Below are 14,398 nucleotides of genomic sequence, written 5' to 3' on the forward strand. Positions count from 1 at the left end.
GATATGAAACCAGGCTTCATGCCCAGTAGATGCCCGAAGCGTAGTCCCCGGTCCCGCTTGAAGTCCTCACGCAAAGTTAAACATTCCGTGAGGAATGGCCCCCCGTACCGCGCGGAACGCGGCCAGGCTTACTTCGTGGCGGGCGCGACGGCGGCGCCTTCGATGTTGTGGCGCTGAAGCGCTTCGGCGACGAAGCCGCTGGCTTTCATCTCCTCGACGAAGGCCGTCAACACGTTGGCGGCATCGTCGCCACGGCCCTTGGGCAGGCCCATGGCCTGGCGGATCACCATGAAGCTGCCCGGCACCATGCGCAAGCCGGGGATACGCTTGAGATCGTGTTCCAGCTGCTGACGCACCCCGGCAGCGACGTCGGCCTTCTCCGCGACGAAGGTGTCCACCACGGCAGGCGACGTGGGCGCACGCAGCAGCGTAGCCTGCTTGATCTCGCGCGTCAGGTACAGATCGTAGGCACTGCCCTTGCCCACCATGACGGTCCGTCCCGCCACATCGACATCGGCGATCTCGCGCACGGGCGAATCCTCGCGCACGGCATACGCACCTTCGATCAGCACATAGGCATCCGTGAAAGCGATACCGGCGCCACGCACCGGATCGATGGCGAAGAAACCGATGTCGGCCTGCTCCGCCGTCACCGCATCCACGGACTTGCCCGCGCTGTCGAAAACCACCAGATCCAGCGGCACGCCCAGGCGCTCGGCAAACGCATGCGCCAGGTCCACCGATACCCCGGCGGCGCCCGTGGCGCCATCCCGGCGCGCCAGGATGGGGTTACCCACGTTGATGGAGGCGCGCAAGCGGCCCGTGGGGGTGAACTTGGCGACGATGGAGGAATCGATGGAAGAAGTCATGGGCTTTCCGTTTCTACGTTCAGGTGAGGCAGGAGTATGAGAGGACGCGGCGCCACCTTGGGCAGCCGCATTGCGGTAAACAGCGGGCGCCACCAAGCCCCCTGCGGCGGTGAAAAGACAGCGCTCCACGAACCTTCTACGCGATACATCGGACATTTTGCCTTCTCCTTATTTTCAGCCAGCTTAATCGGCTTTTCGGGAACTCGACTATCCGCTTGATGCCGCGTATTTTCAACTGTGGCGCCCCCCCTTCACGCGCTATATCGCGCCACTTCGCCGCCACAGCAAAGGTCGACCAGGCCGCCTTCCAGCGTTTCGCCAAACCAGGTGCGGATGGCGGCGCGCCGCTCACCCACGTACTCGGGCTGGCCGTCCGCATCGAGCAGCATGCACAGGTCGTGGCCAGGCACCAGCAGCGTGGCCGGCACGCGTTTCCAGTAATCCCAAATGACCGCCAGGCTGGCACGGCTGGCGTCCAGGTCGGCGGTGTCCGCCACCGTCATGGACAACAGTTCGGCGCGATTCTTGGCGGCATCGCCGGTGAACAGAATGGGACGCTCCGCGGCCACATAGAACACCAGGCAACCAGGCGTATGGCCGGGCGCGTCGATGGCGGTGAAGCCCGGCAGGAAAGCATCGCCATGCCGCACGCGGCGCACGCGGCTGGACGCGGCCAGTTCACGTACGTAGAGTTCGGGCAGCGGATTGAAGCCCGGTGGCTGGGCCGCGGCCCAGTTCAATTCGATGTCGCCTATCCACACCGTCGCATTGGGGAACAGCGTGAAGTTCACCGCATGATCGTAGTGCGCATGCGTCAGCACGACGTCGGTGATGTCCTGCGCCTTTACGCCTAGATCGTCCAGCTGCTTGTGCAGATAATGGCGTACGCCGAACGCGCCGACGTCGACCAGGATCTGGCGGCCCTCGCCGCGCAGCAGCGTGGTGGTGCTCCAGCCCAGCCCGCCGTGGAACAGCGCACGGCCGGGGAAGCCTTGCACCAGTACATCGATGTTGTACATGTCTCGCTCCGTTCTTATTGCGCGGTCACGCCGGCCTGCTGGATCAGCCTGCGAAAGCGTTCCAGGTCATCGCGCATGGTCTGCGTGAATGCCTCGGGCGTGCCCGCCACGATATCGTTACCGCCCTCGGTTTCCAGCTTTTGCACGACGTCCGGCATTTTCACCGCCTTGACCGCCGCATCGTGCAGGCGCGCGATGACGCGGGGATCGGTGCCTGCCGGCGCCAGCAATCCCTGGAACTGAGTGACGTTGAAATCCTTATAACCCAACTCTTCCATGGTGGGCAGGTCCGGCAGTACGCCCGCGCGCCTGGGGCCCGAGACCGCGTAGCCGCGCAGGCGTCCGGCGCGGATATGCGGCACCGAGGTGACCACCGTATCGAAGGTAAATGTCAGCTGGCCGCCGAGGACATCGGTCAGCGCCTGGGCATTGCCCTTGTAGGGGGCGTGGGTCAGCTTGGTGCCCGTCATCACGCCCAGCAGCTCGCCCGCCAGGTGGCCGCCGGAACCGATGCCCGCCGACCCATACGACACCTGGCCCGGATGCGCCTTGGCCTCGCGCACCAGATCGTCCACGCTGTGGATGGGCGACTTGGCCGGCACCACCAGCACGTATTGATAGCTGGTCAGCTGCGAGATGGGCGCCAGGTCCTTCAGGGGATCATAGGGTGTGCTTTTGTACAGCGACGGATTGACCACCAGCGGGCCGCTGGCATCCAGCAGCAGCGTGTAGCCGTCGGGCGCCGCCTTGGCCACCATGTCGGTGCCTATCATGCCATTGGCGCCCGGCTTGTTCTCCACCACCAGGGCGACGCCCAGGTCGATCGACATCTTCTGCGCCACCACGCGCGCGGTGATGTCGGCCGCGCCGCCGGCCACATAGGGCACGATCAGGCGTATGGGACGCTCGGGATAGTCGGCCCGCGCCGGCGCGCTGGCTGCCAGGACCGCCCCGGCCACCACCAGCAGCGCGGCCGCCCGCCGGTAGAGTGATGGGATTGAATACATGATGTCTCCTCGCACGCTGTGCTTTTGTTCTTTAAGACGTTCAGAGAGGAATCGAGGGGGCGGAGCCCCTTCTGGCCCCCGACAAAACTATCTATTGAGCGTCCAAGTCGGGGCCGCCGCCAATCCCGTCAATCAATCCTTTGCATTCGCGGCGTGCTGGCGCAGCAGGGCCACTACCGCGGCATCCAGCTTGATGCCCTGCTCGCGCTGGCGGCGCAGCTTGCCCAGCTCGATCTCGCCCGGCACGATCACCGGCTGTCCGGCCACCGCCGGTTCGCTGCCGTGCAGAATGGCGGCGAAGTCTTTCATCCGCTCGGTCAGCCACTGCGGCGAACCCAACTTGGTGGTGTCGATGAGAATGAAGAAATGCCCCAGGTTCTGCGCCTGCTCCGGTGCATCCGACCACGATTGCACATGCGTCAGGTACGCGGCGTTGGACAACAGGCCGGAGAACAGGTCCACCAGCAGGGCCAGGCCATAGCCCTTGTGCCCGCCGATCGGCAGCAGGAAGCCGTCCAGCGCGGCCTTGGGATCGGTCGTGGGCCTGCCCGCCGCATCCGTGGCCCAGTTGTCGGGAATCGACTGCCCCGCCTTCATCGCATTGCGGATCTTGGCGCGCGCCACCACGCTCATGGCCATGTCCAGCAGGAAGGGATCGCCGCCCGGGTTGGGCACGCCGAAACCCAGCGGGCTGTTGCCCAGCCGCGCATCGCTGCCGCCCCAGGGGGCGATGGTGGTGGTGGCGTTGCTGCCGATGATGCTGGCGAATCCGGCCTGCGCCGCGATCAGGCCATAAGGCGAGATCGGGCCGAAGTGATTGCTGCCCCGTGCAAAGGCCACGCCCACGCCCTGCGTACGCGCCGCCTCCATCGCCGCGCGCAAGGCATGCATGCCGACCAGCGGCCCCACGCCGTTGTCGCCATCGACCAGGCGCAAGGCCGGCGCCGGTGCTTCCACCTTGATGCGGGCATGCGCGTTGATGCCGCCGATCTGCAGGCGTTCGCCATAGGACTCGATGCGCGAGAAGCCATGCGTGGACAAGCCGAACAGATCGGCCAGCAACAGCACTTGCGCGACGTCGGCGGCATCTTCGCGCGACAGGCCCAGGCCCTGGAAGGCACGCGTGCCCAGCTGGGTCAGTTCGGCCTCGTTGAAATGCGGGGTATCTTGCGAAACAGCGGCAGCAGTCGTCATCGTGGTATTTCCCATACGTAAACCATCAATCCGCGTGCAGATGCGCGCGGCGCACCACCTCGCCCCAGCGCTTTTGCTCGCTGGCGATGAAGGCGGAGAACTCCTCGGGACCGGCGCCGGACGGCGTGCTGGAGTCTTGCTCCAGGCGACGCCGCACCGTGTCGGAACGCAAAGCGACCAGCGCGGCCTGGTGCAGGCGAGCGATGGCTTGCGGCGGCGTACCGGCTGGCGCCAGCAGGCCGAACCATTGCACGCTCTCGAACCCCGGATAGCCCATCTCGGCCACCGTGGGCACGTCCGGCACGGCGGCCAGGCGTTGGGCCGAGCCGACCGCCAGCAGATGGATCTTGCCGGTCCGTGCATGCGGCAACAGGCCCGGCAGTCCGGCGGCGGCCGCGTCGATATTGCCGGACAACAGATCCGTCAGCTGGGCACCGGTGCCCTTGTAAGGCACGTGCACCACATCGATATCGGCGGCCGTCTTCAACATCTCGAAGGCCAGGTGGCCGGCGCTGCCGTTGCCCGCCGAGCCGTAGTTCAGCTTGCCCGGCGCGGCCTTGGCCTTGGCCACGAAGGCCGGCAGATCCTTGACGTGCAACTTCTCGTTGACCGCGAACACCATGGGCAGCTTGGCCAGCAGGATGATGGGGGCGAAGTCCTTTCGCGGGTCGTAGGGCAGCTTGGACATCATGGCGGGATTCACCGCCAGCGTGCCGACGTGGCCCAGCAATAGCGTGTACCCGTCGGGGGCGGCGCGCGCCGCTTCCTGCGTCGCGATGGTGCCCTGGCCGCCGCCCTTGTTTTCCACGACCACCTGCTTGCCCAGGTCGCGCGACATTTCCATGGCGATGGCACGGGCGATCACGTCGGAACTGCCACCGGGGCCGTAGGGCACCAGCAGCCGCAGCGCGTGGTCGGGCTGCCAGGCAGCGGGTGCGGCAGCCTGCTGCGCCACGGCGGGGAGCGCCGCGATGGCCAGCGACGAGGCCAGCAGCAATCGCGGCAGCAGTGACCGCGCCAAAAGCGGCGTTGGCGAATGCGGGGCGAACGCGGCCAGGGCATGGCGGGGAAGCGCGACCAGCGCTCGCCGGTAACGCGAGCGCCGGGGGATGGCATTGAGCATCTGTGTCTCCTTTCCCTTTCTTATTGAAGGTATCGGCGACGGCAGCCACGAATGGCTTGCTGTCATCGTGCGGAAAAGATGATGCGGGCGCGCCCTTATCCAGTAAAGTGCAAATATTCGAACGATTAATGCATGAAACACAAGATTTGATCCAAGCCCCTTTTGGCTATGGGCCTGGGCCTGGCCGTGGCCACGACTGGGCCGGGGCCTGGGCCTGGGGCCAGTACCTATATATCAACCAACTCACCAAGCACGAGACTCATGAAATTCGATCTGGCGGATTTACGGGGATTCCTGGCGGTGGCCGACCTGGGCAGTTTCCGCGCGGCTTCGCTTTCCATGCACCTGTCCCAATCGGCCCTGTCGCGCCGCATCGACAAGCTGGAAGACGCCCTGGGCGTGGAACTGTTCAGCCGCAGCACCCGCAAGGTCGAACTCACGACCATCGGCCGCGGCTTCGTACCCCGTGCCCGCAACGTGCTGAACGAACTGGAAAGTGCGCTGGTAGGCATCCAGGATGTGGCCGAACGCATGTCGGGCCTGGTCACCGTCGCCTGCGTGCCGTCGGCCGTGGCCTACTTCCTGCCCGCCGTCATGCTCGAATACCACCAGCAATATCCCCGCATCCGCATACGCGTGATCGACGAATCGTCCTCCGTCGTGCTAACCGCCGTCGCGCGCGGCGATGCGGATTTCGGCCTGACCTACATCGGCACCCAGGACGCCGACATCGATTTCCAGCCGCTACTGGAAGAGCCCTTCGTGGCGGCGGTGCACAAGGACCACCCGCTGGCCCGGCGGCGCCAGGTCAGCTGGAAGGATCTCAGTGACTATGAATACATCAGCCTGGCGCAAGGCAGCGGCAACCGCTTCCTGATCGATCAGGCGCTGGCGCACAGTGAAATCAAGCCCCGTTGGGCTTGCGAGGTGCAGCACGTGCCCGCGCTGGTCAGCATGGTCGAAGCCGGCCTGGGCGTAGGCGTGGTGCCGCGCCTGGCCATGCCGCCGGGGCGCCATGATGCGCTGGTCAGCCTGAAGCTGAATCAACCGGTGGTCAGCCGCACGCTGGGCCTGATCCAGCGCCACGGCCGCGCGCTCAGCCCCGTGGCGCAGCTATTGTTCGACATGGTGGTGAAACGGCCCGGCGGCCTTTGAGAAAGCGCAGCTCACCCATCCCGGCGTTTCGCGTCGCTGCCAGGAAACGCCCGTGCCGCGAGCCATCGGCACCGCCGCCGTTTGCAGGGCTCAGGCCCGCCGCCGATCGTGCACGACCAGTGCCAGGAAAACCAGGCCTGCGGCCAGGCTGGTGCAGCCGCTATAGCTGACCAGGCCCAAGCCCCAGCCCTGGCGGCCGACGATGACCCACAGGGCCAGCAGCAGGCCCGTCCAGCCCAGAATCCGCAGCAGGCGCGTGACGCGGGCCGACAACGCGCGGCCGAACAGGTCTTCCTGATGCCTGTCCATCGCAAAAGCCAGCGCCGCGAAGGCAGCCACGCTGATCAACAACGTCCACAGGTGGATCACGCGCCCTCCCGTGTGACGGCGGCAGGGCGCGCCGCGCCAGTGCCAGTGCCGGCATCCTGCCCCACCCTGTCACCCGCGCGCGGACCCGCCTTGCGCGCCGGCTTCACACGCGGCTTGTGGTGTTGCGCCGTCAACGCCAGCATGACGTGCAGCAACGCCAGCGCCCACGCCATCAGGTCCACACCGGCATACACCCAATCGCCCACGGCAACGCTGCGCCAGAATGGCCGCGAGGTGGTCAAGGCATTGAGCACCGGCAACAACGCCAGCATGGCGGCCGCCAGCCACAACAACTCGATCCAGGCGCGCCGCGCAGGCCGCGCCAAGGCATACAGGAGGGTCCCCGCCCACACGCCGAAAAAGACATTCACTTCCGCGGCGCCGCGCCCGCCGAGATCCACCGGCAACAGGCGATTGCCCCACAGGTAAGCCGTCATGGCGACCGACAACCCGGCAATCGCCGCGATGTTCAGCCGCTCCACCAGTCGAAAACCGAAATAAGGCTTCATTGGATCGGGCAACTGCTGGCGACGCTTGACCGTCCACATCACCAGCCCGGTACCGACCATGGCCGTTCCGGCCAGGCTGACGATGAAATACAGCCAGCGTAACTGCAGATCGCTGAACCGGCCCAGATGCAAGGCATACATCACGCCGCGTGTCTCGGCAGCGGGGCCGACCTGGTCGTGCACCTCGATCAGCTTGCCGCTGACGCCGTCGAACAGCAAATACTGTGGACTCATGGAAACGCGCGCGCCATCGGCCGGCGTCAACGCGACACGGGCGCTGCTGTCGCCAGGATTGGCGACGGTCACCCGGCCGACCTGGTCCTTGCCCCACCGCGCCTGCGCTTGCCTCACCATTTCATCGACGGGCGCCAACGGCGCCGCCACCCCCGTCGCCTTGCCCGGCTGCAGGAACGCATTGACCTGCGTGGTCAACTCCTGCCGCTGCGCCGGCGACTTGTACGCCGCCTGGTCGCCCCAAGGCATGTAGAGAGCCATCAGCGTGACCAGCCCGGTGTAGGTGATCATTGCGTGAAACGGCAGGCCGAACACCGACAGCGCATTGTGCGCGTCGAGCCAGGACCGTTGGCCCTTGCCCCAGCGGAAGGTGAAGAAGTCGACGAAGATCTTCTTGTGCGTGATGACGCCGCTGACGATGGCCACCAGCATGAACATGGCGCAGAAGCCCGCCAGCCATCTCCCCCACAAGACAGGCATGTAGTAGAACTGGAAATGGAAGCGGTAGAAAAACTCGCCCCCCAGGGTATCGCGCGCCTTTATTTCCTCGCCGGTAGCGGGATTGAAGTTGGCGCTGCCGAACGTGCGCCGCCCGCCAGGGGCAGCTTGCGGCATGCGCCAGAACGCCGATGCCGTGTTGCTGCGCACCGTCGGCAGGGTCAGGCTCCATTGGGTGGTACCCGCGGCCACCTGTCCCAGATGATCGGCCACCCGTTGCGCCACTTCGGCCGCGTCCGTCTGCGCCTGCCGCACGACTTCCGGGCGCATCCAGTCCGACAGTTCTTCCTTGAAATAGCTGACCGTGCCGGTGAGGAACATCGCATACAGCAGCCAGCCGACCAGCAGCCCCGACCAGGTGTGCAGGTCGGACATGGTCTGGCGAATGCCGCGCGGCTTGGGCGTGGCCGTCGTGGGGTCGGCCTTCTGCGTGGAGACTCCGTTCTTCACAGTCCCGCCCCTCCCCGCGTCGCCAGGCTCGCCATCAACAACAGCGGTGCCGCGACGACCAGCAGTCCTACCCAGGCCCGCAACGCGCTACGCACGGCGAACACCCACACCACCGCCCCGGCATACAGCGCGAAGCTGGCCAATTGCCCGGTCAGCACCGCTTGCGCGCGCGTCATGGGCAAGGCCAGCACCGCCACGCTGAACAGCGCGGCCAGGCCGTAGCCGCCGACGATGGCGGCCACGATGCGGGACAGCAGAGGAAAAACAACAGGTATCTTCAAAGCCATCACAAGGTCCGCCGCGAAGCGGGCTTAAAACACGCGCCGCCGTCAAGGAGGCTTGAATACAGGACCCGCCGCGCAGCAGGCTCAAAAATCGATCTGGGCCGACAGCAGCACCGTGCGCGGCGCGGCCACGGTGGCGTAGGTACCGCTGGCCAGCCAGTAGGTCTTGTTGAACAGGTTCTCGACCGTGGCCCGCAACACGACGTCCTTGCCCAGCACGCGAGTGCGATAGCGCGCACCCAGGTCGTAACGGGTCCAGCTTGGCATCTTCATCGTGTTGGCGGCATTGAAATACAGCGACGAGGTGTAGATCATGCGGCCGTTCAGGCTCAGCCCCTGCACACCGGGCACGTCCCAGTCCAGGCCCAGATTATAGGTATGGTTGGGCACGCCGTTGGCGTCATTGCCTTCGTTGACGCCGCCGGCGGTCTTCTTCAGCGTGGCATCGTAGAAGGTGCCGCTGGCCATGAAACGCAGGCCTTCGGTGATCTCGCCGAAGCCCGACAGTTCGAAGCCGCGGTTGCGCTGCTCGCCGTCGAAGCTGTAGATATTCGTGGAAGGATCCGTGATCGAGTTGGGACGCGTGATCTGGAAGACGGAAGCCGTGGTCGTCACCGTGCCCCAGTCGACCTTCACACCCGCTTCATATTGCTTGGACTTGAAGGGCGGAAAGACTTCGCCCGCATTGGCGGCGGTGGCCGGCGCGATGCCGCCGCGGGTCAGGCCCGACGTGAAGTTGCCGTACAGCGACACGTTCTGCCAGGGCTTGACCACCAGGCCGGCCACCGGCGAGATGGCATCCTCGTTGTAATAGGAAGTGCGCGCGCCCGTGGCGGTGGAGAAGTTTGTGAGCTGCACGCGCTGCTGGCGCAGGCCGCCGGTCAGCAGGATGCGGTCGTCGAGGAAGGACAGCGTGTCGGTCAAGGCAATGCTGGACAGCACCGTGTCCGATGCCTTGCTGGGCCGTTGGCGCTCGGCGGTGATCGGCGCCAGGGGTTGCGGATCGTAGATATTGGATGCGCGCGTGCCGCCGGTCACGTAGGCGTTCGACTGCTGTTGCTGCAGGCGGGTGAAATCCAGCGACACCGTATGGCCGATCGAGCCGGTACGGAATTTCCCGCGCATGCCCACGTCGGCGGACGTGGTGTTGCTGTTCGAGTCGTAGTAGGCGTTCAGGACGTTCTGGCCGCCCATCTGGTTGGCGGCGCCCGACGGAAAGGTCTGGTTGGCCTCGCCGTAGCGATAGCCCACCGCGCCGTAGACCATCAGGTTGTCCGTGACGTCATATTCCATGCGCGTGGCGACCACGGAATCCTGCAGCTTCAGCTTGGTGCCGGGGTACCAGTTGGCATGCCCGGACGGCGGTGATGGGATATCCGTCACGGACGAGGCGAAGCCGACCTGGGGACGGAAGTTGTCGGTGTCCTCGTACTGCGTGTAGGCATCCAGCGACCAGCGCAACTTGCGGCCGGCGTAGTCCAGGCCCACCGCACCCACGGTGGTCTGCTGGTTGCCGTTGTCGATGGCCGTCGCGCCGTCACGGTACTGGCCGTTGACGCGGATGCCCCATTCGTCGTTGTCACCGAAGCGACGGCCGACGTCGACCTGGGTACCCACCTGGCCGGGGCTCTGGTAGGTGGTGGTCACGCGCGTGAGCGGTTCTTCGCCGGCGCGCTTGGTGACGATGTTGATGTTGCCGCCCACGCTGCCGCTGGGGCCCATGCCGTTCATCAAGGTGCCGGGGCCTTTCAGCACCTCCACGCGTTCCATGATGGCGGCCGGCATGCGGCTGCCCGAGGCCAGGCCGTACAGGCCATTCAGGCCCACATCGGTACTGGACACCGTAAAGCCGCGGATCTGGAAGTCTTCGCCGAAACCGGTACTGGACGTCAGCAGGCGCACCGACGACTCGTTCTGGACGACGTCGGCCAGCGTGCGCGCCTGGGCATCGTCCAAGGCCTGGCGCGTGTAGTTGGTGGTGCTGAACGGCGTATCCATCATGTCCGTCGTGCCCAGGATGCCCAGGCCGCCGCCGCGCGCCACCTGGCCGCCCGCATACGCTTCGGGCAAGGCATTGGCGATGCCGTTGACGGTGACGGTGGGCAGCGTGGTGGTGGCCGCCGCGCCGGCCGCCGGCGCCGGCCGCGTCAACAGATAACTGCCATTGACCTGGCGTTGCGCGTCGATGCCGGTGTTGGCCAGCAAGGCGTCCAGGCCGCCCTGGACCGTATAGCGGCCCTGCAGGCCATTGCTCATCCGGCCGGCGGTCACCTCGGGGCGGAACGACAGCATGATGCCGGACTCGCGGCCGAAACGGCCCAGCACATCCTCCAGCGAGCCGGCCGGGATGGCGAAGCTGCGTCCTTCCGCCTGTGCGTGCGCGGCCGGCGCTGCCAACAACACCGGCGCCGCCATGAGCGCAGCACTGACGGCGCGCTTGAGCGCGCGCGCAAGCGCGGCGTGACGGAAACCCGGATTCGACTGACGCCGCGACGCCCGGAACTGACTCATGACTGACCTTTTTCTTGCGTGGGAAATGGAAGATGAAAAACCGCGTTCTCATCTGCCATGACCCGCGAAATGGAAAAAGGGATCAGGAAGGCATCGATTATTTTGTAACAGGGGTGTCGAGGGCCGAGCGCCCGTACACCAGCCCTAGCTCTTCAGCGCCGCGCCGGATGGCGCGCCAGGCGGCGTCGGCCCCGCCACCAGCCGCACGGAGCGCGCGCCCCAGAAGCGCGTCCGCGTCTTGATGCGCACGCCCAACGTCATGCTCAAGGTATCAAGCACCCGCCCGATGTCGGCCACCGGAAAGGAACCCGACACGCGCAGGTCGGCGATGTCGGGATCACAGGACAGCGGATCCATGCTGTAGCGCGCCAGCTCGTCGATGAAATCCCCCAGGCGCATGCTGCGGGCGACGATATAGCCCTCGCTCCAGGCCACGGCCGTATCGTCGACGGGGACATCGCCCGTCACCGCGGTAGTGCTGTAACGCACGCGATGACCCGCCGGCACCACCCGCGCGTGCGCCGCCGACCGCGCCGGCTGGATGCGCACGGCGCCCAGGAGCACGCTGACATCGGTCGCGCCGTCTTCCAGCCGCACGGCGTAACGTGGGCCCATGGCCAGCGTCGTCCCTTGCGCGGTCTCGACCACGAACGGCGGCGTGCTCGACCAGGCATTGGCGGTGCGCACCAGGATCTCGCCGGCCAGCAGCCGCACCAGGCGCTGTGCATCGTCGAAGCGCACATCGACCGCGCTATCGGTATTCAGGATCAGCTCGCTGCCGTCGGCCAGCACCAGCGTGCGCCGTTCGCCCACCGCGGTGCGGTAGTCGGCCGTCCAGGCCCGCCAGGGTACGTATTCACGCGCGCTCCAGGCCACGCCGCCGGCACCGGCCAGCAACAGCACCGCCTTGAGCGCATGGCGCCGGCCCGCCCCCTCGTGCTGGCGCGACGGCGCCAGCGCCGCGCGCGCGATGGCGGCATTGTGCGGACTGGCCAGATGCGTCAGCCGGCCGTTCACCGATTCGATGCGCTGCCAGGCCAATTCATGGCGGGAATCTTCGGCGCGCCACGCGCGCCATGCGGCCACCGTCGCGGGCGTGACGTCCGGCGCCTGCAATTCCAGCAGCCATTGCACCGCGCGCTCGGCCACCTCGGGCGCAATGCCCGCGGCATCGGCGGTGGTGCTGTACCAGGGAGATGCGGACATAGCCCTTTATGCGGAGGAAGACGCCGGGGCGGACTCGCGGCTTGTGCAGGTTATGCGGGCAGTGCGAGATTCATGCCACGGAAAGATCGGCAAAGTAACACCGTTGCAGTGCCTTGACGATATACCGCTTCACCGTGGGAATGGAAATGTCCAGGGCGGCCGCTACTTCCGCATGGGTCTGGCCGTCCAGTTGGGACAGCAGGAAGGCATGGCGCACGATGGCCGGCAGGCCGTCCAGAAGGCGATCCAGCTCGACCAGCATTTCCAGCAGGATGGCGCGGTCCTCGGGCGACTGCGCATACGCTTCCGGCGCCTGCGCCAGCACGTCCAGGTAAGCCTTTTCCAGCTTCTCGCGGCGCCAGTGGTTGGACACCAGGTGCTGCGCCACAGTGGTCAGGAAGGCGCGCGGCTCCTTCAGCGCCACCGGCACCCGTTCGCTGCTGAGCAGGCGAATGAAAGTGTCATGGGCCAGGTCGGCGGCCTGCTCGGCATTGCCCAGGCGGCGCTGCAGCCAGCCCTTGAGCCAGGAATGATGGTCGCTGTAGAGCGTGGCCACGGTGGTGGGTAGGCAAATTGCCGGGGAATTCACGAGCTGCCTCTTGATCAAGCCACTACCACCTGCAACCGCGGCGACGACGGTCGGGGTTAGCCAGCTGAAAGCGAATGAATAAAAATCGTTCTTATTTAAGAACTTGCGGCCACCGCTTGTCAACCGGGGTGTTGCAGGCTTGCGTCACTGGCGGCGCCGTCTGGGCGGCGCACCTCGCCTATTGCCTGGGAACCTGAAAGAATCGCCCGACCGCTTCCACGATGGTGGCCGACACACCGGTGGCCCATGCGCGGCCTGTCGTAGGCACTTTTTCAGCGGCGGCTGCCTCATCGTCCATTTACCTGTCCTACGGAGCCCCCCGGCGTCGCCATGGAACACCTTCGCACGCACTACACGACGTTGTCCCATGCACGTGCCGATCAGCTGCTGTATTGGCGCGACCGGCTCAGCGCGCTGGTTGACCTGCCGGTCACGCGGGCGGGGATCGCCGAGGGGTTTGCCGGGACTGTCGATGCGTGGCGGGTAGGCGATCTTGCCGTCTCGCGCAGCGACGCCGATCCCATGCGGCAGGACCGCACGATCGCGCGCATCTCGACCGACCCGCTGAATTACTTCGTGTTCCATGTCCTGCTGGAAGGCGAGATGCGTGCCGAATGTGCGCTCGGTCCGCGCGGCCGCTTCGAGCAGCGGCGGCCAGGCATCGTGGCGATGGACAGCAATCAGATTTCGCGGCTGGACCGCGCCAAGTGCCGCGTATTGCTGATGTTCGTGCCGCGCTATCTGGTGCAGTCCGTGATACCGGATGGTGACGCGCTGCATGGGCGCCTGCTTGAGTTCGATGCGCCGGAGGCGGCGCTGATTCCGGCGCAGTTGCTGGCCTTGTGGCGGGCATTGCCGTCCATGGATACCGAGCAGGCCTACTCCGCCATCCGCGATTGCGCGTTGTTGATCCTGGCGGCGTTCGGCAGGACCAGCGGTTTCTGCGGCGACGTGCGGGTGGTGCAGCGCACCGCCCTGTTCGGCCATGTGCGCCGGTACATCGAGACCCATCTTCACGCGCCGCAACTTACGCCGGAGATGGTGCTCGAAGCGTCGGAGATGTCGCGGCCGACCTTGTACCGGCTGTTCGAACATGAAGGCGGGCTGGCTGCCTATATCCGGGGCAGGCGCCTGCGCATGGCGGCCGCGACGCTGTCCAGCCAGCCGGGCCGGCCCGTCAGCGAAGTGGCGTACAGCCTGGGCTTCCAGAGCGCCGCGGCTTTCAACCATGCGTTCCGGCGCGCCTTCGCGTTGTCCCCACGCGAATTCCGCGCCGCCGCCGAGGCAGAAAAAGTTGCCCGCGCCCATCGCCCCCGCCACTGGATGGCGGTCTTTTCGAACGGGTAGTGTGGACGCTTCGCACCGGCTTCAAGAAGGGATA

The 14,398-nt window shown here is 66.2% G+C and carries 13 protein-coding genes; 2 read left to right on the plus strand and 11 right to left on the minus strand.

Features of this window, described 5'->3' with window-relative positions; translation table 11 throughout:
- Window positions 1–128 precede the first annotated feature (128 nt).
- The 5 genes from CEY05_RS20790 to CEY05_RS20810 form a co-directional block, all read right to left on the minus strand.
- Window positions 129–869, minus strand: coding sequence for an ABC transporter substrate-binding protein (locus CEY05_RS20790; RefSeq protein ID WP_088597424.1), 741 nt, complete (start codon window positions 867–869; stop codon window positions 129–131).
- A gap of 251 nt (window positions 870–1,120) precedes the next feature.
- Window positions 1,121–1,888, minus strand: coding sequence for an MBL fold metallo-hydrolase (locus CEY05_RS20795; RefSeq protein ID WP_088597423.1), 768 nt, complete (start codon window positions 1,886–1,888; stop codon window positions 1,121–1,123).
- Window positions 1,889–1,902: 14 nt separating this feature from the next.
- The gene (locus tag CEY05_RS20800; RefSeq protein WP_088597422.1) at window positions 1,903–2,895 is read right to left on the minus strand and encodes a tripartite tricarboxylate transporter substrate binding protein; all 993 of its coding nucleotides are present in this window, start codon (window positions 2,893–2,895) and stop codon (window positions 1,903–1,905) included.
- 132 nt (window positions 2,896–3,027) lie between these two features.
- Window positions 3,028–4,089 (minus strand): Ldh family oxidoreductase, encoded by a 1,062-nt coding sequence (locus CEY05_RS20805; RefSeq protein WP_088597421.1) that lies wholly within the window; start codon window positions 4,087–4,089, stop codon window positions 3,028–3,030.
- A gap of 25 nt (window positions 4,090–4,114) precedes the next feature.
- Window positions 4,115–5,212 (minus strand): tripartite tricarboxylate transporter substrate binding protein, encoded by a 1,098-nt coding sequence (locus CEY05_RS20810; protein ID WP_088597420.1) that lies wholly within the window; start codon window positions 5,210–5,212, stop codon window positions 4,115–4,117.
- A gap of 261 nt (window positions 5,213–5,473) precedes the next feature.
- Here CEY05_RS20810 and CEY05_RS20815 point away from each other — a divergent pair, with 261 nt between their 5' ends.
- On the plus strand, window positions 5,474–6,367 hold the full coding sequence (locus tag CEY05_RS20815; protein WP_088597419.1) for a LysR family transcriptional regulator: 894 nt from the start codon (window positions 5,474–5,476) through the stop codon (window positions 6,365–6,367).
- A gap of 90 nt (window positions 6,368–6,457) precedes the next feature.
- Here CEY05_RS20815 and CEY05_RS20820 read toward each other — a convergent pair whose 3' ends face one another.
- The 6 genes from CEY05_RS20820 to CEY05_RS20845 form a co-directional block, all read right to left on the minus strand.
- On the minus strand, window positions 6,458–6,736 hold the full coding sequence (locus tag CEY05_RS20820; protein WP_088597418.1) for a DUF3325 domain-containing protein: 279 nt from the start codon (window positions 6,734–6,736) through the stop codon (window positions 6,458–6,460).
- The gene (locus tag CEY05_RS20825; protein ID WP_088597725.1) at window positions 6,733–8,352 is read right to left on the minus strand and encodes a PepSY domain-containing protein; all 1,620 of its coding nucleotides are present in this window, start codon (window positions 8,350–8,352) and stop codon (window positions 6,733–6,735) included. Before CEY05_RS20825 ends, CEY05_RS20820 begins: the two co-directional genes overlap by 4 nt.
- A gap of 71 nt (window positions 8,353–8,423) precedes the next feature.
- Window positions 8,424–8,714, minus strand: a complete 291-nt coding sequence (locus CEY05_RS20830) for a DUF3649 domain-containing protein (protein WP_088597417.1) — start codon at window positions 8,712–8,714, stop codon at window positions 8,424–8,426.
- Between the two features lie 81 nt (window positions 8,715–8,795).
- Entirely contained in the window at window positions 8,796–11,222 is a 2,427-nt protein-coding gene (locus CEY05_RS20835) for a TonB-dependent receptor (RefSeq protein ID WP_198952847.1), read from the minus strand.
- Between the two features lie 144 nt (window positions 11,223–11,366).
- Window positions 11,367–12,428 carry a FecR domain-containing protein gene (locus CEY05_RS20840; RefSeq protein ID WP_088597416.1) on the minus strand — a complete coding sequence of 354 codons (1,062 nt, stop codon included), beginning with the start codon at window positions 12,426–12,428 and terminating at the stop codon, window positions 11,367–11,369.
- Between the two features lie 70 nt (window positions 12,429–12,498).
- The gene (locus tag CEY05_RS20845) at window positions 12,499–13,017 is read right to left on the minus strand and encodes a sigma-70 family RNA polymerase sigma factor (RefSeq protein WP_088597723.1); all 519 of its coding nucleotides are present in this window, start codon (window positions 13,015–13,017) and stop codon (window positions 12,499–12,501) included.
- A gap of 330 nt (window positions 13,018–13,347) precedes the next feature.
- Between CEY05_RS20845 and CEY05_RS20850 the strand changes: the two genes are divergently transcribed.
- Window positions 13,348–14,364, plus strand: a complete 1,017-nt coding sequence (locus tag CEY05_RS20850) for a helix-turn-helix domain-containing protein (protein WP_088597415.1) — start codon at window positions 13,348–13,350, stop codon at window positions 14,362–14,364.
- Window positions 14,365–14,398 lie beyond the last annotated feature (34 nt).

Source organism: Achromobacter sp. HZ34 (assembly GCF_002209485.1).
GTDB lineage: Bacteria > Pseudomonadota > Gammaproteobacteria > Burkholderiales > Burkholderiaceae_B > Bordetella_C.

Bases quoted from the DNA above. Each gene is read 5' to 3' on its own strand.
- CEY05_RS20830 (WP_088597417.1), bottom strand. From the start codon at position 8,714: ATGGCTTTGAAGATACCTGTTGTTTTTCCTCTGCTGTCCCGCATCGTG.
- CEY05_RS20850 (WP_088597415.1), top strand. From the start codon at position 13,348: ATGGAACACCTTCGCACGCACTACACGACGTTGTCCCATGCACGTGCC.
- CEY05_RS20790 (WP_088597424.1), bottom strand. From the start codon at position 869: ATGACTTCTTCCATCGATTCCTCCATCGTCGCCAAGTTCACCCCCACG.
- CEY05_RS20795 (WP_088597423.1), bottom strand. From the start codon at position 1,888: ATGTACAACATCGATGTACTGGTGCAAGGCTTCCCCGGCCGTGCGCTG.
- CEY05_RS20815 (WP_088597419.1), top strand. From the start codon at position 5,474: ATGAAATTCGATCTGGCGGATTTACGGGGATTCCTGGCGGTGGCCGAC.
- CEY05_RS20810 (WP_088597420.1), bottom strand. From the start codon at position 5,212: ATGCTCAATGCCATCCCCCGGCGCTCGCGTTACCGGCGAGCGCTGGTC.
- CEY05_RS20805 (WP_088597421.1), bottom strand. From the start codon at position 4,089: ATGACGACTGCTGCCGCTGTTTCGCAAGATACCCCGCATTTCAACGAG.
- CEY05_RS20840 (WP_088597416.1), bottom strand. From the start codon at position 12,428: ATGTCCGCATCTCCCTGGTACAGCACCACCGCCGATGCCGCGGGCATT.
- CEY05_RS20835 (WP_198952847.1), bottom strand. From the start codon at position 11,222: ATGAGTCAGTTCCGGGCGTCGCGGCGTCAGTCGAATCCGGGTTTCCGT.
- CEY05_RS20825 (WP_088597725.1), bottom strand. From the start codon at position 8,352: ATGTCCGACCTGCACACCTGGTCGGGGCTGCTGGTCGGCTGGCTGCTG.
- CEY05_RS20800 (WP_088597422.1), bottom strand. From the start codon at position 2,895: ATGTATTCAATCCCATCACTCTACCGGCGGGCGGCCGCGCTGCTGGTG.